The organism is Flavobacterium sp. IMCC34518, assembly GCF_027111095.2.
GTDB classification, from domain to species: Bacteria; Bacteroidota; Bacteroidia; order Flavobacteriales; family Flavobacteriaceae; genus Flavobacterium; species Flavobacterium praedii.
The window spans coordinates 1,189,022-1,208,249 of record NZ_CP114284.2; the positions used below are offsets into that span (position 1 = coordinate 1,189,022).

Genomic DNA, 19,228 nt, shown 5'->3' on the forward strand with positions numbered 1-19,228 from the left:
AAAACATCCCTTCTAGAAGGGATGTTTTTTTTTATAAATTTTCAAATGTAAACACAAAAAATAAGTGATTTAAATCCTCACGAATGTCTGATATGTAAATTCAAATTTATGTTTATCATCTATTGGATTAAACGCTGATTTAATTTCCTTCCATTCTAGAGTATTGATCTCAGGAAAAAAAGCATCTGCTTCAAAAGTATGATGCACTTTCGTGATCTCAAGTTGATCCGCAAAGGAAATTCCTAAAGTATAAATCTCACCTCCACCAATAATAAATGAATTTTCATTTTCTGGACAAATAGCTAATGCTTTTTCAATACTATCAACTACTATACATCCCTCTGGGCTATAGTCTTTTTGACGAGTTATTACAATATGCGTGCGATTAGGAAGTGGTTTAGGAAAACTTTCAAATGTTTTTCTTCCCATAATAATATGATGTCCCGTTGTTAAGGCTTTAAATCTTTTAAAATCATTTGGAAGGTGCCAAACTAACTCATTATTTTTTCCAAGTGCATTGTTTTCTGCTACTGCAGCAATCATAATAATCATATTCCAGAATTTATTTAGTATTAGTCTCTTCAATTTTAGATTGCAATTGCGCTATCTTTTTTTGCTGTAGTGCAACAAGTCGATCTATCTGATCTCTCTCCCAATATTTATTCATAAAACGATCTGTGATAAAAACTTTTATAAAATGCAACACAAAAAGAAACAACCACAAAGTAATTATCCAAATACACCAATTTGAATCAATACCAATGTCAAAAAAACGATTTGCAGTAAACAGAAATAAACTTGTCAAAGTAAATAAAACAAAATGATAATACAGCCTTTTCTTTTGTTTTAATCGGTTTCTTGCATATTCATATTGCTCGTGTAACTCTTTTTCCATGGTTAATTTTTGCTTATAAAGATAAAATTATTTTTTTAATGACACTATTGTGATTATTGAATATTTATTAAGAAAACGTTTTCTAAATAAATATTCAAAATTTAGAAGGTTTCATTTCATTTTATAATTAAAAAAAGGGATTGCTTTTTGCATTTACACTAAAAATTCACTTGTTTAAAAAAACTTCGAATATTTTTATTTACTTTGATATAACTTTAAAAATGAAATAGTTATGTCAATCAAAAAACAATTTATAAAAACCAAGCCCGTTTGTAAAGTTACATTTAGTGTAGAGGCAAAAACGGCAAATCAAGCATCGGTTATTGGAGATTTTAATAACTGGAGTATTGAAGAAGGAGCTTTAAGCAAATTAAAAAATGGTACTTTTAAAGCAACTTTCGAGTTGGATAAAGATGCTTCTTATGAATTTAAGTATGTAGTTGATGGAGCATTTGTAAACGAGCCCGAAGCTGATTCTTTCAAATGGAATGATTTTGCAGGTGCAGAAAACAGTGTTTTGGTGGTTTAATCCCAAAACACTGTTTTTTTATATACTAACCGAAAAAGTGATTATTTATTTTTCATACTTGAGTCTCTTTCGATAACACTTGTTTCTAACTCGATCGTTCTCGGTAAAAATGAAACTCCATCTTTGTTAGAAATCATTTCTTCGAGTAATAAGGTAAAGGCAGCAACTCCCATTTCGTAACTAGGTTGTTCAACTGTACTCAATTTGGGGGTTATTACTTGCGCCATAAACCAATTGCTAAAACCAATTACGGCTATTTGATTGGGAACCTGAACTCCTTTTTCATTAAAATATGCCAAAACACCAACTGCAACCAAATCTGTGATTGCAAAAATTCCATCTACATCAGTATGTTCCTCGAGAATTTGTTTGGCAAAATCAACTCCTTCTTTAAAAGTAACATTTTGACAAGTATAGACCCATTTTGAATCATACGGAATGTTGTTTTTTTCTAAAGCTTTTTTATAACCCAAAAAACGATCAATAGCATTTTGAGGATTTTCTGGTCCCCGAATATGTGCTATTTTTTTGCACCCTTTGTCAATTAAATGTTGAACTGCTTCCATAGCCGCTTTCTGATCATTTATAATAACCTTCGAACTAGGAATTAATTTAGAAATTTTATCAAACTGAACAAAAGGTATTTCTTTTCTAAGTATTTCCTTGATGTGAGAATCATTGTTTGACTCATTGGAAAGAGACATTATAATCCCGTCAACTCTTTTGTTTAGTAAGAGCGCCACCTGTTTTTTTTCTAATTCTAAAGACTCATTCGATTGAAGTATAATAACTAAATATCCATTTTTCTCAGCTTCGGCTATAATACCGTTAATAACATTGGAAAAAAAATGATGAACTACTTCGGGAATAATTAATCCTATCGTTTTTGACTCCTTAGTCCGAAGATTTACCGCAAAACTGTTGGGTATGTAATTGAGTTCTTCAGCTAAGGCAAGAACTTTTTTTATGGTTTTTTCACTAACATCCGGCTTGCTTTTTAATGCTTTTGAAACAGTGGTAATTGATATACCTAATGTTTCAGCAATTTCTTTTAGAGTCGTCTCTTTCATTTAGCAAATATTAGAATTATTTTTCTCAATCTCAAATCGCAAACGTTTGCGTAACTTTCGCAAACGTTTGCGGTAAAATTGTTGCATTGTAAAGTCATGATAAAAGTACATTTACAATAAATTAACGTTAAATTTATTAATCATACAATTTTAAACCATGAAAAAAATCATTTATTTATTAAAAAGGGGACAATTGGTTTTTGCACTATTGTTATTTAACTTGTCTTTTTCCCAAAATTCAACTCTTACAGGGGTTGTTTCTGATGCGAATGGCAAACCAATTTCAGGAGCGAATATTACCATTCAAAATACAGCAAAGGGAACTTCAACCAATGATGAGGGAAGTTACGAATTTTCTAATCTTCAAAATGAAAATATAGTTATAATTGCATCCTACATAGGATATAAAACAACTCAAACATCTGTTAACATAAACGGAAATACAATTCAAAACATTTCATTAACACCAGATGCAAATCTATTAAATGACATAATTGTTACAGGGGTTGTTGGTCAAAAAACTAAAATAAAATCCAGCCTTTCAATTACATCACTTAATACAAAACAAATTGAACAATCGGCTCCAAGATCAACTGCAGAAATTTTTAGATCAATCCCTGGAATTCGTTCTGAATCATCTGGAGGAGAAGGAAACTCAAATATTTCAGTACGTGGGGTGCCAATTTCTTCTGGTGGATCAAAATATTTACAAATTCAAGAAGATGGACTTCCTGTTCTTTTATTTGGCGATATCTCTTTTGCAACAGCAGACATTTTTACAAGATTTGATGGAAATGTTGCCAGAATCGAAGCTATTCGAGGTGGATCAGCTTCAACCTTATCTTCCAATTCTCCTGGTGGAATCATAAATTTTATCAGTAAAACTGGGCAAACCGAAGGAGGTACGGTTAGAACAAGTTTTGGTTTAGATTATGATACTTTCAGAACGGATTTAGATTATGGAGCAAAAATTGGAGATGGCTTATATTTTCATGTAGGTGGTTTTTACAGAGCAGGCGAAGGAGTAAGAAAGACAGGTTTTACATCAAATAATGGAGGCCAAGTAAAATTTAATATCACAAAAGAATTTGAAAACGGAAAAATAACTGTTTATGCCAAATTTTTAAATGACAAAGCGGTTGCTTATATGCCCATGCCAGTACAAGTTACAGGAACAAATTCAAACCCAAATTGGGGAAATGTAAATGGTTTTGATGCTACAACAGGAGCTTTACAATCTATATATTTGACTCATAATGTGGGACTTGGCCCTGATGGAGAATTAAGACGAGGAAATGTTGCAGATGGAATGAACCCTGTATCGAAATCAATCGGAGCTAATGCTTCTTTTAATCTAGAACAAGGTTGGAAATTAGATGATAATATTCGTTATTCTGCAAATAGTGGCGGGTTTATTTCTCCATTCCCTGCAGAAGTTAGTTCAGCATCTACAATAGCCAATTCGTTTGGAGTAGGTTCAAGTCTAACCTATGCAAACAGCGGAACTCCGTTTGACAATCCAAATGGATTAGTGGCCAGAATACACATGTTTGACACAAAATTAAATGATTTAAGTAACTTCATGAATGATTTAAAAATAACGAAAAAATTTGACAAAGTGGGAATCACTGCTGGTTTCTTCAAATCGATACAAAATATTTCTATGTCTTGGTTGTGGAATTCTTATTTACAGGAAGTGTCGGATAATAATCCACGTTTAATAAATGTAACAAATGCCACTGGTAATTTATTGTCCGAAAACGGTCTGTATGCTTACGGTGTTCCTGCTTGGGGTAATTGTTGTACCAGAAATTATGACACACAATACAACGTTTCTGCTCCTTATGTAAATGTAACTATTGATGCTACTGACAAACTTTCGTTCGAAGGTGGGTTACGTTATGACTTAGGAAAGGTTTCTGGATCTTTTGCGGGTAGTGCACAGACCATTTTTGACATCAATAATGACGGTGCCATTTCTGTTCCCGAAACAAGTGTTTCAGCAATAAACACTGCAAATGAAACTGCTGTTCATTATGACTATGATTATGTTTCTTATACTATTGGAGCCAATTTTTTATTAACCGAAAAACAATCTCTTTTTGCTAGATATAGTAAAGGTGCGTCTGCAAAAGCAGATCGTATTTTATTCTCTGGATTGGATTACACAGATGGCAATAAAATAAATTCACTAGACTTTTTGACACAAGCCGAATTAGGGTATAAACAAAAATTCACTAAAGGGTATGTTTATGCAACTGCTTTCCATTCTAAAACTGACGAGCAAGGCGGTTATGAAGCCACTTCAAATAGTATCATAAAAAACAATTACAAATCGTATGGTTTAGAATTAGAATCCTCTTATAATGTGAGCGATAATTTTAATTTGCGAGGAGCTTTAACGTATACTAAAGCTGAAATTACATCTGGTAATAACAATGGAAATGAACCAAGAAGACAACCAAAATTGATGTATAATTTAATGCCAACTTATAGCTTTTTAGGCGATAAAAACACGATTGGATTGAGTTTTATTGGCCAAACCAAAGCGTATACACAAGATTCTAATGAACTAATAATGAATGGCTTTGTAATTGCAAATGCATTTGTAGAAATTGGAATTACAAAGGGATTGTCAGCAAATTTCTCCGTAAACAACTTATTTGACACCTTAGCAATTACAGAAACTGAAGAAGGGGCTATTACGGAAAATACAGTTAATTACGTAAGAGCAAGACCAATGCCTGGAAGGTCTACTTCAGTGGCTTTGTCTTATAGATTTTAATATAAATATGATTTGGTTTAGTTAATTAGTTAACAATTCCTGTGCCTCTAAAGCATGGGAATTGTTTCTAAAAAATGAGTACTAACAAAAATTTTTAAATTTTATAAAATGAAAAAAATCACGTATTTGATATTATTTTTTATCGCGCTTTTTCAATATAATTTGAATGCACAAGTTGTTTCAAAACCTGAAAAAATTATCGAAAAACAAAAAAAAGTTATTATAATTTACGGCAGTCCAGATTGTCATTACTGCATAAGTGCAAAAAATATTTTAATCGAAAAAAATATTGATTTTATTTTTTGTGACATCGATACCGACAAACAAGCACTTAATGAAATGCTTACTAAATTAAAAAGGGCAAATATCAGTACAAATAATCTTGGAATTCCAGTTATTGATAAATACGGTGAAATTTTTTCAAACAACTTCAACTTTGATGATTTTCTAAAAAAACTAATACAATAAGTTATGACTTTCAAAAGACCTAAACTTAATTTTTGGCAAATATGGCACATGAATTTTGGATTTTTTGGAATTCAATTTAGTTTCGGATTACAACAAAGTAATATGAGCGCCATTTATAAATACTTGGGTGCTGACGAAGCAAGTTTACCAATGTTATGGCTTGCTGGCCCAATAACAGGATTAATTATTCAACCTATTATTGGAGCAATAAGCGATGGAACATGGTCTCCAAAATTTGGACGCAGAAAACCTTTTTTTCTAATTGGAGCCGTGATTTCTAGTATCGCTTTGATAGCCATGCCCTTCTCTTCTTCTTTGTGGATGGCTGCAAGTTTACTTTGGATTCTTGATGCTTCTAATAATATTGCCATGGAACCTTATCGTGCTTTTGTTGCAGACAAATTAGTGAGTGAACAACATTCCTTGGGTTTTTTAATGCAAAGTTTTTTTACGGGTTTAGGAATTACATTGGCCAATTTCACTCCTGCCATTTTAGTTGCTTTAGGCTTGTTTGCCTTTACTGACAAAATGAGTAACGGAATCCCCGTTTATACCTATTGGGCTTTTTTTATTGGAGCAGTTGCTGCTATAGGATCCGTTTTAATTTCTGTTTTGACCACCAAAGAATACCCTCCAACAGAACAAGAATTAGAAGTGATGAAAAGGGAAAAGGAAAAAGGGAATGTTGTATTTAGAACCTTCAATGATATAACAAAAGCTTTCAAAACAATGCCCCAAACAATGCGTCAACTTATACCCATGATGTTTTTTACTTGGTATGCTATGTTTTGCTATTGGGAATACATCACTTCTACATTATCCATTTCTATTTTTCATACATCAGACTCAGCTTCCGATGGGTTTTCTAAAGCACAGCTTTTGACTGGAAATTTAAATGGAACTTATAATATTATTTGTTTTATGGTCGCATTTGCCTTAGTGCCGTTAGCGTATAAAATTGGAGCAAAAGGAGTGCATTTTATAGCCTTAACATTGGGAGGTTTGGGATTGCTCGCTATTCCATATTTAAACAATACTGATGTGCTTTTTCATATTTATAACCCATTTGGAACATCAATACAAATTAGTACCATTTATTTATATTCATTTGGTTTGGGAATTTCATGGGCTTCAATGATGTCTATGCCGTATCAATTATTGGCAGGTTCAATTCCCAAAGAAAAACGAGGTGTATATATGGGAATTTTCAATATGTTTATTGTGATTCCAATGGCACTTCAAATAGTCACTATGCAGTTTTTTGTATATGATTTATTAGGCAAAAATCCAATCAATGTTATCCGTTTAGCGGGATTATTCTTAATCATTGGTGCCTTATTAACGCTGTTCATTAAAGTAAAACATCAAAATAAAGTATAGCATAATGAATGATTTACATTATTTAAAAGCAATTGATTTACTTAGAAAAGTATCTTCATCCAATGGTTTTTTGGCGAGCGCCCAAAACATCTCCAATTACAAAAGGGTTTGGGCTCGTGATGGTGTGATTTGCGGATTGGCAGCTTTGGCTTCGGGAGACGATGATTTGATTGCAACCTTTCAAAAGACATTGGAAACATTAGGTAATAATCAACATCATAACGGAACTGTTCCTTCAAATGTAATGACAAAAGGAGACAAAATAGAAGTAAGTTATGGCGGATTAGCTGGTAGAGTTGATGCTGTAACTTGGTTTATCATCGGAATTTGTCAATTTGCTTTTTATAAAAAAGACGATGCTTTTGTTAAAAAATACCAAGTCAGCATCCAAAAATGTTTATACCTACTTGAGGCATGGGAATTTAATAATAAACATTTATTGTATGTGCCGCTTTCAGGAAATTGGGCAGACGAATACATAACAGATGGTTATGTTTTATACGATCAATTACTCCGTATTTGGGCACTTAAAAGTTATAACTATTTTGCAAAAGACAGTTTGATTACTTCTAAAATTGAAAAAATAAAAGAGCAAATTGAAATTAATTTCACTCCAAACTCAGTTGGAGAGAAATACCATGAAAGAGCATATGACGAAGCTAATATTCAAGAATTTATGCCTTGTTCCTTTTCTCCTGCTGGTTATAAAAAACAATTTGATGCTTTTGCCAATTCCCTTGCTTTGTATTTGAATATTGGTGATCAAAATTTTCAAGAAAGTATTCTAAAATACGCCTTAAAACTTTCAAGTGAAAGGCCTTTACAATTAATACCTGCTTTTTGGCCCCCAATTGAAGAACATGATTTAGATTGGAACTTGCTGAAAAATAATTGCAAATATGAATTTAGGAATTATCCAAATGAGTTTCATAACGGGGGCAGTTGGCCTATGGTGAATGGATTCTTTGGCTTGGCATTACTTTCGAAAGATAAAAAGAAGGAAGCCTTAACGCTATTAAATGCCATAAATATAGCCAATGCAATTAATGATTATAGCTTTTATGAAAACTTCAATAGTGAAACGAAACTACCAAATGGTGTTCCGTTTTGCGCATGGAGTGGAGCCGCTACAATTATCTTACACCAAAGTATTAATACAAATTTTAAATTTTTCGTTTAGAATGAAAAAGACCATAGATATTATAAGTGTTGGTGAAGTACTCATTGACTTTATAGGGCATGAAGTAAATACTTCGATAAACAAGACAAAAGATTACCATCGTTTTTTGGGTGGTTCACCTACAAATGTAGCTGTAAATGCTGCGAGATTAGGATTGAAATCCATTTTGGTAGCTACTTGCGGGCAAGATGGTTTAGGAGAATATATTATTCGAAAATTAAAAGCGAACAACGTAATTACTTCTCAAGTCAGAATATCGGAAACAGAGCCGACTTCGATTATTTTTGTATCAAAATCAACTGGCACACCTGATTTTATTCCTTATAGAGAAGCCGATTGTCAGATCGAAAAGTTTCAAATTCCGGATAAAATTTTAGAAAGCGCAAAGATATTTCATACCACTTGTTTTGCTTTAAGCAAAAATCCAGCTCGTACTACTATTTTAGAAAGTGCCAAAAAAGCAAAATCGTTAGGTTTGCAAACCAGTATTGATGTCAATTTTTCAGAAAGAATTTGGCCAGACCGAGAGGAAGCCAAGTTTGTTCTAAAAGAATACTTGTCTACAGATCCCCTAGTAAAATTAAGTTTGGATGATTGTTTCAGGCTTTTTGCCGAGGAAAAAACAGAAGAGTATATTTTTGAATATTTCCATGCATTAGGTGCTTCTACCATTTGTTTAACAAAAGGAAAAGATGGTGTTGTACTTTCAGACAATACTTTTGGAGTGTTCTGTCAAAAAGCTATTGTAATTCCAGAGATAAAAGATACAACGGGTGCAGGAGATGCTTTTTGGACGGGATTTTTATATGCACAATTATTGCATAAAAATTTTGAAGAGACAATTACTATTGCACAAAAACTAGCCAGTATAAAGTTGCAGAACATCGGGCAGTTGCCAAATGATATCAATTTTAAAGAAGAATTAAAATAGAATAAGTCCGCTTAATGGCGGACTTATTCTATTTTAATTGCAAAAGAAATTAATCTATTAACAAACTTTTGAAATTATTTGAAATTTAAACAGCCACATTGCCTTTTATAAGTGCATGTGGTTCATACCCTTCTAAGGTAAAATCATCGAAATCAAAATCGAATATGTTTTTTATGTTAGGATTTAAAATCATTTTGGGTAATGGTTTTGGCTCGCGAGAAAGTTGCAATTCGAGTTGTTCAAAATGATTATTGTAAATGTGTGCATCACCAAAAGTATGAATAAATTCACCAACGTCTAGGTCACAAACTTGCGCTATCATCATGGTTAATAATGCATAAGAAGCAATATTAAAAGGAACTCCTAAAAAAATATCTGCGCTTCGTTGGTACAATTGGCAGGATAATTTTCCTTTTGTTTCTCCTTTAGTTTCATCAGGTGCTGCAACATAAAATTGAAAAAAAGCATGACATGGAGGCAAAGCTGCTTTAGTATTGGCTACATTTTCTTCAAATGTTTTGGTAGTATCTGGTAATACAGATGGATTCCAAGCCGAAACAAGCATTCTTCGACTGTTTGGATTTGTTTTTAATTCGGCAATAAGATCTGAAATTTGATCTATCTCCTCACTATTCCAATTGCGCCATTGATGTCCATAAACAGGTCCTAAATCACCATTACTATCTGCCCATGCATCCCATATTTTTACACCATTATCTTGAAGATATTTTATATTCGTATCGCCCTTTAAGAACCATAACAACTCATATATAATAGATTTAAGATGCAATTTTTTTGTTGTAACCATTGGAAAACCTTCACTCAAATCAAATCGCATTTGATATCCAAATACACTTTTTGTTCCAGTTCCTGTTCGGTCTCCTTTTTGACAACCGTTGGACATAACATGTTGTACTAAGTCTAGGTATTGTTTCATTTGTGTTTATTCGTTAAAATATTGAATCGTTTATTCATCAATTTGTATTAAACGACAAACGATTAAACAAATCACCGATTAAACAAATCAAAATTACGCTTCTCTTTTTGAAATTTCATCACGGATCTTTGCCGCTTTTTCGTAATCTTCCTGCTCTACAGCTTGCTCTAATAATTCATTTAATTCCTGCAAACTATGATTGGAATATGTATTTCCAGATTCATTACTTTCGGTACTGCCAAATGTTTCTGGATTAGACAAAATCTCGTCTAATTCATTCAAGGAATCCGTTTCAAGCGGATTGGCTTTTAAATAAATACCTGCTTTGTCCAATATATTTTTATAGGTAAAAATTGGAGCATTAAAACGAATTGCCAATGCAATAGCATCCGAAGTTCTGGCATCAATTATTTCTTCAATTTTATCCCTTTCGCAAATAATACTAGAATAAAAAACGCCATCGACTAACTTGTGTATAATGACTTGTTTTACGACTATATCAAATCTTTCGGCAAAGTTTTTAAATAAATCATGAGTCAAAGGACGAGGTGGTTTAATTTCTTTTTCCAAAGCAATTGCAATAGACTGGGCTTCAAATGCGCCAATAACAATAGGCAATTTTCTTTCCCCATCAACCTCATTTAATATCAACGCATAGGCGCCATTTTGAGTTTGACTGTATGAAATTCCTTTTATAGATAATTTAACTAAGCTCATGTTTGTATTATGGAAAGTACGAGTACTTTATTAATTGTGTCTTTTTCTCTGTTTTAAATAAAGTGCAATTTTAATCAAAATTTATGGAACAAAAAAGCTACCTAAAGCAAAGATACGATTATCTTGTTTTTTAGGCAGCTTATTGTGAGAGAAATTAAATCCTAAGATTGTTGCTCTTTAAAAGCTTTGAACTTTTGAATCAATTGAGGCACTATTTCAAAAGCATCACCAACAACTCCATAATCGGCTACTTTAAAGAAAGGAGCTTCCGGATCACTATTGATTACCACTTTTACTTTTGAAGAGTTGATCCCAGCAATGTGTTGAATTGCTCCAGAAATACCAACAGCAATATATAAATTAGTAGCAACTGGTTTTCCTGTTTGACCAACATGTTCTCCATGAGGTCTCCAACCTAAATCAGAGACTGGCTTAGAACAAGCAGTTGCGGCTCCAAGAACAGATGCTAATTCTTCAATCATTCCCCAGTTTTCTGGACCTTTAAGGCCACGCCCTGCAGAAACTACAATATCAGCATCTGCAATAGAAACTTTTCCAGAAACTTTTTCGACAGACACCACTTTAACTCCAAAATCAGCATCTCCGATAGTTGGATTAAAATCTTCTGTTGTTAATGAGGATGTATTTTCGAAAATACCATAAGAGTTTTTGGCTAGTGCCAATACTTTTACATCGGTATTGATCTCTGTTATATTGAAAGCCTTGTTAGAAAAAGCCGTTCTTTTTACTTGAAACGGGGAAGTGCTTACCGGCAAGCCAACCACATTTGATGCGTAACCAGCCTCTAATGCCACCGCTACTAATGAAGCTAAGTAAATACTATCTGTTGTTGATGAAAGTAAAACTACTTTAGCCTCTTCTTTTTGAGCTGCTTGCTTAATAACATCAGCATAAGCTTTGGCGGTAAAACCTGCTAATTTATCATTGTTTACTTTTAAAACTTTATCAACCCCGTATTTTGACAATTCAGAAACATCTCCAGCATTTACCGTAACGGCTGTAACAGTTGTTCCTAATGATTCGGCTACTTTTTTTGCATAAGAAGCAAGTTCTAATGCAACTTTTTTAAATTTTCCTTCTGCAGATTCTGCATATATTAATATTGACATATTTTTTTTTGTTTAAAAGTTTAAGGTTTAAAGTTTAAAGTTTGGCAACTGAAAACTCGGACTGAAAACTGATTACTAGATTACCTTCGCTTCGTTGTGCAATAAATTAATTAATTCATCCAAATTATCAGCTGAAATTAATTTTACTGCTGATTTTGGAGCTGGTTTTTCAAATTTTACGGCTTTAGTATTTATAGCAGCATCTACAGGCTCAAGGATTGTTAATACTTTTGTTCTGGCTGTCATAATTCCTCTCATATTTGGAATACGCAAATCTTTTTCCTCAACAATTCCTTTTTGACCCCCAATAATAATAGGTAATGAAGAACTTACTGTTTCTTTTCCACCATCTATTTCACGGACGGCTGTAACATTTGTTCCTTCTACAGTGATTCCTGTACAAGAGTTTAAAAAGTTGTATCCTAAAATCCCTGCAATCATACCAGGAACCATTCCTCCGTTGTAATCCAATGATTCTTTACCTGCAATTACAATATCATAACCACCATTTTTGATTACTTCAGCCAATTGTTTAGCCACAAAAAAACCATCCGTTGGATTGGCATTTATACGAATGGCTTCATTGGCTCCTATCGCCAATGCTTTTCTTAAAGTAGATTCGGTATCCGGCCCACCAACATTTACCACAGTTACTGTAGCTCCTTGTTGCTCTTGAAACCAAATCGCACGAGTTAGACCAAATTCATCATTTGGATTAATAACATATTGAACCCCATTGGTATCAAATTCAGCATCTCCGTTAGTGAAATTGATTTTTGAAGTAGTATCAGGAACGTGGCTGATGCAAACTAATATTTTCATAATTATATATTTAAATTCTTTTTTTCTTGGACAAATTTAAAATAATAAATTGAATTATTTATTATGCATGCATAATATTTTTTACAACTATTACGATTTCGAAGCTAGTATAGCATTAAGAAAGATTTTAATGCAAATTATTATAAATAACTCAATAACTTTTATGATACTAATAGAATAAATCTTTTTTTAGACTTGATTTACATTGCGTTATGAAATCAAAAACAGCTACATACAACTGCAGCCCTAGCCCGGATAGAAGCGGCATCCTTCTTGAGGTCTCGTTTTTTTTAAACGAGGCCTCAAGAAGATATAGCGAATAGCCGGAAACAGCTACAAAAAACACAATAGCATAAAAGCTTGTTATTTTAAAGTGTTTTATGCATTTAAGTAATTTAAAATAATTAATTTTGCGTTTCTAAAATTACACACAGACTATATAATATGAGAACGATACAATTTAGAGAGGCCATTTGCGAAGCGATGAGTGAAGAAATGCGTCGCGATGAGTCCATATACTTAATGGGTGAAGAGGTTGCTGAATACAACGGAGCTTACAAAGCATCAAAAGGAATGCTTGCTGAATTTGGTGAGAAAAGAGTGATTGACACGCCAATTGCTGAGCTTGGTTTTACTGGAATTGCAGTAGGATCGGCAATGAATGGTTGTCGTCCGATTGTTGAGTATATGACTTTCAACTTTTGTTTGGTTGGAATTGATCAAATTATAAATAACGCTGCCAAAATGCGTCAAATGACTGGTGGACAGTTTAATGTACCTATCGTTTTTCGTGGTCCTACGGCTTCTGCTGGACAATTGGGAGCAACACACTCACAAGCAATCGAGAACTGGTTTGCCAACACTCCTGGACTTAAAGTGGTGGTTCCATCCAATGTTTATGATGCCAAAGGTTTATTAAAATCGGCAATTCGTGATAATGACCCAGTCATTTTCATGGAATCAGAGCAAATGTATGGTGACAAAGGCGAAGTTCCAGATGGAGAATATACAATTCCTCTTGGTGTTGCTGATATCAAACGTGAAGGGACGGATGTAACTATTGTTTCGTTTGGAAAAATCATCAAAGAAGCGTACATCGCTGCAGATGAATTGGCAAAAGAAGGTATTTCATGTGAAATTATTGACTTAAGAACGGTTCGCCCAATGGATAATGAAGCAATTTTAACTTCTGTTAGAAAAACAAACCGATTGGTGATTCTTGAAGAAGCTTGGCCATTTGCAAGTGTATCTTCGGAGATTGCTTATTTGGTTCAAGAGCAAGCTTTTGACTTTTTAGACGCTCCAATCCAACGTATTACGACTGCTGACACTCCAGCACCATATTCTCCAGTATTATTAAAAGAATGGCTGCCGAATGCTGCCGATGTTGTGAAAGCAGTGAAAAAAGTATTGTATAAAAAATAGATTTTTAGACTGCTTAGATTTATTAAACTTTTAGATTAAACCCTTTAATTAAAAAATTTAAATAGCTAAAAAAATAAAACTCGAAACTTCATCAGACATTTAAATTTGATGAAGTTTTTTTTTGATCATTATGAAAAATCTACTGAAGGTTCTCGTTATATTTTTGGTATCAACTACATCTTCACTTATTGCACAAACAAAAGTGAGCGGAATTGTTGTTGACAAATCCAAACAACCTGTTCCATTTGCCAATGTTGTGTTTAAAAACACTAGTATTGGTACCGTGACTAATGAAGATGGACGTTTTTATATGGAATCTCCAAATACCTACAAAACGTTAATTATAAGCTCGGTAGGCTTTTCCGAAAAAGAAATAACGCTTACCAAATCAGTTAATTATAATTTTACAATTGAACTTAATGAACAAGAGAGTCTAAAAGAAGTCGTTATTTTTACGGGCAAAACTTCTAAGAAGAATAATCCCGCTCTCGATATTCTGAGAAAAATTTGGGAGAAAAAGCGCAAAAATGGTCTATATCAATTTGCTCAATACCAAATGGAAAAATATGAAAAAGTAGAATTTGACATTAATTCTATTGACAGTGCCTATAGAAAACAAAAAATTTTCAAAGGCATGGAATTCATTTTTGATCATGTTGACACTTCTAAAATTACCGGAAAAACGTATTTGCCCATATTTGTAAATGAAGCATTGGTTGATGTGTATGGTGACAATAAAATACCGAAAATAAAAGAGATAACAAAAGCCAACAAAACGTCTGGATTTGATGGAAATCAACAAATATTGTCTTTCATAAAAGATTTATATTCTGATTATAATATCTACAATAATTACATCGCATTATTTGACAAAAGCTTTACAAGTCCACTATCTAAAACGGGAATTGATGTCTATAATTATGTTTTAAAGGACAGTGCTTTCATAGACAAAAAATGGTGTTTTAATATTGTTTTTTATCCTAGACGAAAAAACGAACTTACTTTCAAAGGGGATTTTTGGGTAAATGACACCACATTTGCTATCAAAAAAATCAATATGGCTGTTACCAAAAGTGCCAATATCAACTGGGTAAAAGACATTTACGTAGAACAAGAATTTGATGTATTAAACGATTCTATCTTTCTGTTGACCAAAGATTATTTGATGTCTGATTTTGCTGTAAATAAAAAAGAAAAATCAAAAGGAGTTTACGGAAAGCGAACAACTTACTACCAAAATCATAAATTCAATATCGAGAAACCTGCTAATTTCTACAAAGAAGAAGTCAATTTTGTAGATAACGAAGTCTATAAAAAAAGTGATGAGTATTGGGAAGAAAATCGATTCGAAAAATTAAGTAAAGACGAACAAGGAGTCTATAAAATGCTCGATACCTTACAAAATGTAAAAGCCTTCAAACGAATTACCAACTTAGTTCAAATACTAGCGAGTGGATATATCAATTATGATTTCTTAGATATTGGACCTATTTTCTCCACGTTTGGCTACAATGAAGTCGAGGGATTTAGAACACAATTAGGAGGTCGTACTTATTTTGGCCCAAATGATACGTGGCGTGTTCAAGCGTTTACTGCTTATGGATTCAAAGACCAAAAGTTCAAATACGGTTTTGCAGGAAAATGGATGATTGACAAGAAAAACAGAATCATTATTTCTGGAGGAAACAGACGCGATGTTGAGCAATTGGGTGCTAGCTTAACCACAACCAATGATATTTTAGCAAGAAGCTATGGCTCTTCGTCCTTTTTTACGACAGGGTCCAATGGTAAATTGACAAATTTAGGCTTGACGAATGCCTCTGTTGCGATAGAACCCCTAAAAAACCTAACATTACAAACTGGGGTAAGTTATAAAACACTAGAATCGGCCTCAGCTGTTTTCAGTTTGGATTATTATACCACTTTACCAACTGTGGCAAATCCAGCAGGAGTTGTAAAAAGCAACACCACTCAATCTGAATTTAATATACAAGCCGAGTATACACCAAACAGAAGAACCATTGCGTACGGCGTAGAAAGAAGTATTGCCAACAGCCCCTACACTACCCTTTTTGTCAATTATAGTCAAGGATATAAAGGAATTATCAATAGTGATTTCAATTACAAAAAACTCGAACTCTATTACAAACAACCTATAATTATTGGTCCGTTAGGCCGTACTAATTTGATTTTGGAACTGGGTAAAACTTTTGGAACAGTTCCTTTAGGATTAATGAGTGTCGTTCCAGGTAATCAAACTTTTTTCACCATAGAGAACGCTTTTAGTAATCTAAATTATTACGAATTTGTTACCGATCAATATGCTACATTTCAATGGAATCATGATTTCAACGGAAGGCTGTTTGCCAGGGTTCCATTTCTTAGAAAACTCAATTGGAGAGAATTTGTCGGTGTAAAAGCCGCTTATGGAACCGTTTCAGATGCCAATAGAGCCATCAATGCTTCAGGTCTCGAATATGTAGCTCCAGAAAATGTCTATTGGGAATACAACGCCGGAATTGGAAACATCTTCAAGGTATTCCGTTTGGATTTTTCTTGGAGAGGAAGCTATCTCGATACGCCAAATACCAATAAATTTACTGTAAAAGGATCTTTTGGATTCTATTTTTAGGAGCTTTATCCAGCTATCATTCCAATCTTTTTTTAGGCTAAGAAAAATAGCCTAAAAAAAGGATTTTCCCTTCTATCTGGGCTAGGGCATTCGGGATTTTCATAAAATTTGTCTTTATAAAATATTTTTAAATTAAAGGCAAATGGATCATTGCAAATTTTATAGACTCTTCCATTTTAATATTGCTTTTCTTTTTGGTATGAAGTTTAGACTTGTGCATCTAAGTTATATCTTAAGTTTTAGAAGTGATTTAGAAAACCATAAAAATGAATGACCTATTTGAAAAAATAATGTAAATTTGAATTTAAAACCAGCATGTTATGATTTCTATCGACACTCATAAAAGAAAAATAATTGAAAGAATTCAATCCATTGATAATGAAAGAATGCTTGTCGCCCTTGATGATGTATTAAATTCATTAAATTTGACGGAAATTCAATACACTACAAATGATTCACAAAAACAAGCCATTCTCCAAGGGATTAAAGATATAGATAATGGAAATTATTTTACCCAAGAAGAAATAGACAGATTAGATTTGGAATGGCTCAACGGAAAATAATTTGGTCTAGAATCGCATATCTGCAAAGGAAAAATATACTCTTATATTGGTTCGAAAGAAATCAGTCCAATGTGTTTTCTAAAAAATTATTGAAACAAACCCAACAGGCGACAAAGCAACTAACGAAATTCCCTTATTTAGGAAAACCAACAGATATTATAGACGTTCGAGTTTATATCATGGGTGACTACAGTCTGTTTTACAGAGTTTTTGATTTGTCGATAGATGTGGTTACTTTTTGGGACAATAGACAAGATCCCGAAATACTTAAAATCTTACTATCTCTTAATGAATAGATTTTTATCCTTATTGAAATGTATTTTTCAAACATTACAAGTTCCGAATATAAACCATGCAACAAGCAATAGACCATTTATTTCAAAAAGATCCTATTTTCAAACAGATTATTGACACTTACGGATTACCAACAATCCCAAAAAGACCACAAGGATTCGAGACTTTGGTGCTGTTGATTTTGGAACAACAAGTTTCTATAGATTCCGCAAAAGCTACTTTTTTGAAAATAAAGGCTCAATATCCGAGTTTAGAACCCGAGATTTTAATTCTAGTTTCAGACGAAGAATACAGAGCCTTTGGCGTAAGCCGACAAAAGACAACTTACATAAAAGCATTGGCAACAGCCCTATTGAATAAGGAGATTGACTTGGACAGTTTACCTCAAAAATCGGCTCAACAAGTTCGTGAAGAGCTTATAAAAATAAAAGGAATTGGCAATTGGACTATCGATATTTATTTAATGTTTTGCCTGCAAGAACCCGATTTAATTCCATTAGGTGATATTGCGGTTGTAAACACAATAAAAGAGTTGCTTAATATTCATGATAAACAAGAAATGGAAGTTCTTACGGACCAATGGAGTCCATATCGCTCTTACGCCACTTTTTTGCTTTGGCATTACTACCTTAAAAAAAGAAAAAGAACAATAGTATATTAAGAAAGTAACAATTAGACCATAGCGGATTATGGTTTTGCAACTACAGATTTTAAAACCCAAACTCTTTACAAAAAGACTTTTTTGATAGATTGTTTTTCAATTATTTTGAGTGCAATTGTGTCGTAAAGCGGAAATCAAAGCTAAATACAGCGAACGAATCCCTTATCACTGGATTAAATTGTCTTTTTTTATTGTAAAAAAGTATTCTTTGATTACTTTTGCACTCGTTAATAAAACAAGAAAAGATAAAACGAAAATGACTGCAGACAAATTAAAAACTTTTGATGTATTAATCGAAATACCAAGAGGAAGTAGAAATAAATACGAATACGATTTTGCCATAAAAAGAATGCGTTTTGATAGAATGTTGTTCTCTTCTATGATGTATCCAGCAGATTATGGTTTCATTCCAGAAACTTTAGCTTTGGATGGTGATCCATTAGACGTTTTGGTTTTGGTAAATGAGCCAACTTTCCCTGGTTGTGTAATGGAAGTAAAACCAATTGGAGTTTTCCACATGGCAGACGACAAAGGACCAGACGAAAAAGTAATCTGTGTACCCGTTTCAGACCCGATTTGGAATTCATTAGAAAACTTATCAGATATCAACCCACACTTGTTAAAAGAAATCGAACACTTCTTTCAAGTATATAAAGATTTAGAAAACAAAGTAGTAGATGTTGAAGGTTGGGGAGATGTAAATGAAGCATACGCTATTATTAAAGAATGTACAGAACGTTTTGAGCAAATAGAAAATAAACCAGAAGGATTATTTAGTATTAAATAATTTTTACCCTATATTTTTATAA

At 33.0% G+C, this 19,228-nt stretch carries 19 protein-coding genes; 12 read left to right on the plus strand and 7 right to left on the minus strand.

Annotation, left to right across the window (positions count from 1 at the left end):
- Positions 1 to 69 precede the first annotated feature (69 nt).
- Together OZP06_RS05255 and OZP06_RS05260 are read right to left on the minus strand one after the other, a co-directional pair.
- Positions 70 to 552: a dihydrofolate reductase gene (locus OZP06_RS05255; RefSeq protein ID WP_269224555.1), complete on the minus strand. Its 483-nt coding sequence runs from the start codon at positions 550 to 552 to the stop codon at positions 70 to 72.
- A gap of 10 nt (positions 553 to 562) precedes the next feature.
- On the minus strand, positions 563 to 895 hold the full coding sequence (locus OZP06_RS05260) for a 2TM domain-containing protein (protein WP_269223959.1): 333 nt from the start codon (positions 893 to 895) through the stop codon (positions 563 to 565).
- A 232-nt stretch (positions 896 to 1,127) separates the two neighbouring features.
- On the opposite strand from OZP06_RS05260, the gene OZP06_RS05265 reads away from it, so the two are divergent.
- A complete protein-coding gene (locus OZP06_RS05265) occupies positions 1,128 to 1,424 on the plus strand; it encodes an isoamylase early set domain-containing protein (protein WP_269223960.1) in 297 nt (98 codons plus the stop codon).
- Between the two features lie 41 nt (positions 1,425 to 1,465).
- Here OZP06_RS05265 and OZP06_RS05270 read toward each other — a convergent pair whose 3' ends face one another.
- Entirely contained in the window at positions 1,466 to 2,494 is a 1,029-nt protein-coding gene (locus tag OZP06_RS05270) for a LacI family DNA-binding transcriptional regulator (RefSeq protein WP_281324318.1), read from the minus strand.
- Between the two features lie 157 nt (positions 2,495 to 2,651).
- On the opposite strand from OZP06_RS05270, the gene OZP06_RS05275 reads away from it, so the two are divergent.
- From OZP06_RS05275 to OZP06_RS05295, 5 genes are all read left to right on the plus strand, one after another.
- Positions 2,652 to 5,279 carry a TonB-dependent receptor gene (locus tag OZP06_RS05275; RefSeq protein WP_269223961.1) on the plus strand — a complete coding sequence of 876 codons (2,628 nt, stop codon included), beginning with the start codon at positions 2,652 to 2,654 and terminating at the stop codon, positions 5,277 to 5,279.
- Positions 5,280 to 5,387: 108 nt separating this feature from the next.
- Positions 5,388 to 5,747 carry a glutaredoxin family protein gene (locus OZP06_RS05280; RefSeq protein WP_269223962.1) on the plus strand — a complete coding sequence of 120 codons (360 nt, stop codon included), beginning with the start codon at positions 5,388 to 5,390 and terminating at the stop codon, positions 5,745 to 5,747.
- A 3-nt stretch (positions 5,748 to 5,750) separates the two neighbouring features.
- The gene (locus tag OZP06_RS05285; RefSeq protein WP_281324319.1) at positions 5,751 to 7,127 is read left to right on the plus strand and encodes an MFS transporter; all 1,377 of its coding nucleotides are present in this window, start codon (positions 5,751 to 5,753) and stop codon (positions 7,125 to 7,127) included.
- Between the two features lie 4 nt (positions 7,128 to 7,131).
- Entirely contained in the window at positions 7,132 to 8,307 is a 1,176-nt protein-coding gene (locus OZP06_RS05290; RefSeq protein ID WP_281324320.1) for a fructofuranosidase/invertase, read from the plus strand.
- Position 8,308: 1 nt separating this feature from the next.
- The gene (locus OZP06_RS05295) at positions 8,309 to 9,238 is read left to right on the plus strand and encodes a PfkB family carbohydrate kinase (protein ID WP_269223966.1); all 930 of its coding nucleotides are present in this window, start codon (positions 8,309 to 8,311) and stop codon (positions 9,236 to 9,238) included.
- An 85-nt stretch (positions 9,239 to 9,323) separates the two neighbouring features.
- Here the strand turns inward: OZP06_RS05295 and OZP06_RS05300 are convergent, their stop codons facing one another.
- The 4 genes from OZP06_RS05300 to OZP06_RS05315 form a co-directional block, all read right to left on the minus strand.
- Positions 9,324 to 10,175, minus strand: coding sequence for a thymidylate synthase (locus OZP06_RS05300; protein WP_281324321.1), 852 nt, complete (start codon positions 10,173 to 10,175; stop codon positions 9,324 to 9,326).
- A gap of 93 nt (positions 10,176 to 10,268) precedes the next feature.
- Entirely contained in the window at positions 10,269 to 10,892 is a 624-nt protein-coding gene (locus tag OZP06_RS05305) for a bifunctional nuclease family protein (RefSeq protein WP_281324322.1), read from the minus strand.
- 161 nt (positions 10,893 to 11,053) lie between these two features.
- Positions 11,054 to 12,022, minus strand: coding sequence for an electron transfer flavoprotein subunit alpha/FixB family protein (locus OZP06_RS05310; RefSeq protein WP_269223968.1), 969 nt, complete (start codon positions 12,020 to 12,022; stop codon positions 11,054 to 11,056).
- Positions 12,023 to 12,097: 75 nt separating this feature from the next.
- Positions 12,098 to 12,844, minus strand: coding sequence for an electron transfer flavoprotein subunit beta/FixA family protein (locus tag OZP06_RS05315; RefSeq protein WP_269223969.1), 747 nt, complete (start codon positions 12,842 to 12,844; stop codon positions 12,098 to 12,100).
- A gap of 444 nt (positions 12,845 to 13,288) precedes the next feature.
- Between OZP06_RS05315 and OZP06_RS05320 the strand changes: the two genes are divergently transcribed.
- The 6 genes from OZP06_RS05320 to OZP06_RS05345 all read left to right on the plus strand — a co-directional run bounded on the left by OZP06_RS05320 (position 13,289) and on the right by OZP06_RS05345 (position 19,206).
- Positions 13,289 to 14,269, plus strand: a complete 981-nt coding sequence (locus OZP06_RS05320) for a pyruvate dehydrogenase complex E1 component subunit beta (protein WP_269223970.1) — start codon at positions 13,289 to 13,291, stop codon at positions 14,267 to 14,269.
- A gap of 130 nt (positions 14,270 to 14,399) precedes the next feature.
- The gene (locus OZP06_RS05325) at positions 14,400 to 16,901 is read left to right on the plus strand and encodes a DUF5686 and carboxypeptidase-like regulatory domain-containing protein (protein WP_281324323.1); all 2,502 of its coding nucleotides are present in this window, start codon (positions 14,400 to 14,402) and stop codon (positions 16,899 to 16,901) included.
- Positions 16,902 to 17,221: 320 nt separating this feature from the next.
- Positions 17,222 to 17,464 carry a hypothetical protein gene (locus OZP06_RS05330; RefSeq protein WP_269223972.1) on the plus strand — a complete coding sequence of 81 codons (243 nt, stop codon included), beginning with the start codon at positions 17,222 to 17,224 and terminating at the stop codon, positions 17,462 to 17,464.
- Positions 17,446 to 17,760: a type II toxin-antitoxin system RelE/ParE family toxin gene (locus OZP06_RS05335; RefSeq protein WP_269223973.1), complete on the plus strand. Its 315-nt coding sequence runs from the start codon at positions 17,446 to 17,448 to the stop codon at positions 17,758 to 17,760. The genes OZP06_RS05330 and OZP06_RS05335 overlap by 19 nt, the downstream gene beginning before the upstream one ends.
- A gap of 56 nt (positions 17,761 to 17,816) precedes the next feature.
- Complete coding sequence (locus tag OZP06_RS05340) at positions 17,817 to 18,419, plus strand: DNA-3-methyladenine glycosylase 2 family protein (protein WP_269223974.1); 603 nt, start codon at positions 17,817 to 17,819, stop codon at positions 18,417 to 18,419.
- A 256-nt stretch (positions 18,420 to 18,675) separates the two neighbouring features.
- Positions 18,676 to 19,206 carry an inorganic diphosphatase gene (locus OZP06_RS05345; protein WP_269223975.1) on the plus strand — a complete coding sequence of 177 codons (531 nt, stop codon included), beginning with the start codon at positions 18,676 to 18,678 and terminating at the stop codon, positions 19,204 to 19,206.
- Positions 19,207 to 19,228: the final 22 nt, after the last annotated feature.